The sequence below is a fragment of the Escherichia sp. 94.0001 genome, from assembly GCF_013369155.2.
GTDB classification, from domain to species: domain Bacteria; phylum Pseudomonadota; class Gammaproteobacteria; order Enterobacterales; family Enterobacteriaceae; genus Escherichia; species Escherichia coli_F.
This window is the reverse complement of sequence record NZ_JABWMS020000171.1, coordinates 1-1,305: the sequence shown is the minus strand read 5'-3', so window position 1 is coordinate 1,305 and position 1,305 is coordinate 1. Positions and strand designations below refer to the sequence as shown.

Sequence of the window (1,305 nt, the reverse complement as noted above, 5' to 3'; positions counted from 1 at the left end):
GTATATATATGAAGGCAATCATTTTTTGATGCTATGGTTGTGCTAAAATTAAGTTGCTGAGCATGATCCTTGCTAACGAAATCCAATGTAATAATGTCTTTATTTCCTTTCTTTTCTATGTGATATGCGTTTAAAAAAGAAATTTCATCGATCTGTTCCTCACTTAATATAAATGGCATTTTGTTATCAAAGACAGTGTTATCGGCAGATGGGGCTGGAATACAAGTATTTGAGCACAGTTTTAATAAAAAAACATGAAAACGATGGAACTTGTTTTTGTACATAAGAGAGTCTAATCTCTGTTGTATCTTCTGTAATTGTCCTTTAGGAAGTAAATGCTGTAAATTTGAAAATGCGCAATCTAAAATACGTTGATAATCAAAAAGGTCTTTTCTTGGACCAGTTATCAAAAAATCGTCAGGCAATTTAGAAAAGTGATTGAGATGACATAAATATTCCCGTTGCTTCTTGTCTATATTCTTATAGGAAACTGCATAGTTTGGTGGAGTGCCAATAAGATTTTCCATAAATCACCTTGGTAACATATTATAAAATCTATTTATTCTAACATTGACAATATAACCAGCTATAAAAAATCGCTCATTTTCAGATATTGCGGTTTACCTGAGGGATGATTCGTTATGCCTAAAAATTGGGAATCCAGGGTAAACACCCTGGATTAAATCGGGGGAAATGAGCTATTTTTTATAGTCTTCACTAGTAATATAAGTAACACTTGTTGCTAACCTGGCTAGCGGTAGTGTTAATTAACAATCTAGATGTCGTTATTTTTAAACACCCTAATATTGCACATCGGAGGATTTATGGTTGCTAAATTAAGATCAGATGTTCTTATAAATGCTAATCCCTTTTCAGAGGTGAAAAATGAGAAGCATAAGCATAACGGATATTCTGACAAGGTTACTTTAGATATTAATAATAAGAAATACGATGTAAATTTTAAGGATATTGAAAATATTCTGGATGGTAATGGGGCATTATTTAAAAAACGTACACTGTGGGAGTTTATTCGCGATCTTTTTCCCGGATCGCATATTAAACAAGTTAAAAGCTTAATTTACGAATTTGTGACAAAAAATGATAATAAAGCGGAGATGTTCAAGAATATTAAATCTCTGGCCAAAGTAGAAGAACAATGGCGATTTAGTACTACTACAGATTTTACCACAAATGAAAATAATGAAGTGGTTGTGTGTAGATCTTTTAATCTCTACACGGGGGAGACTGTAAATGAGGCCGATAAGCATCAAGTTTTTTCTGAAAGATTCACTCTTGATAACTATC

The 1,305-nt window shown here is 32.5% G+C and carries 2 pseudogenes; one reads left to right on the top strand and one right to left on the bottom strand.

Annotated elements, in window-relative coordinates:
- Positions 1-527 (bottom strand): annotated as a pseudogene (locus tag HEN33_RS24990) (type III effector protein); the annotation flags it as partial.
- 297 nt (positions 528-824) lie between these two features.
- Between HEN33_RS24990 and HEN33_RS24985 the strand changes: the two are divergent.
- Positions 825-1,305: pseudogene (locus tag HEN33_RS24985) on the top strand (type III effector); the annotation flags it as partial.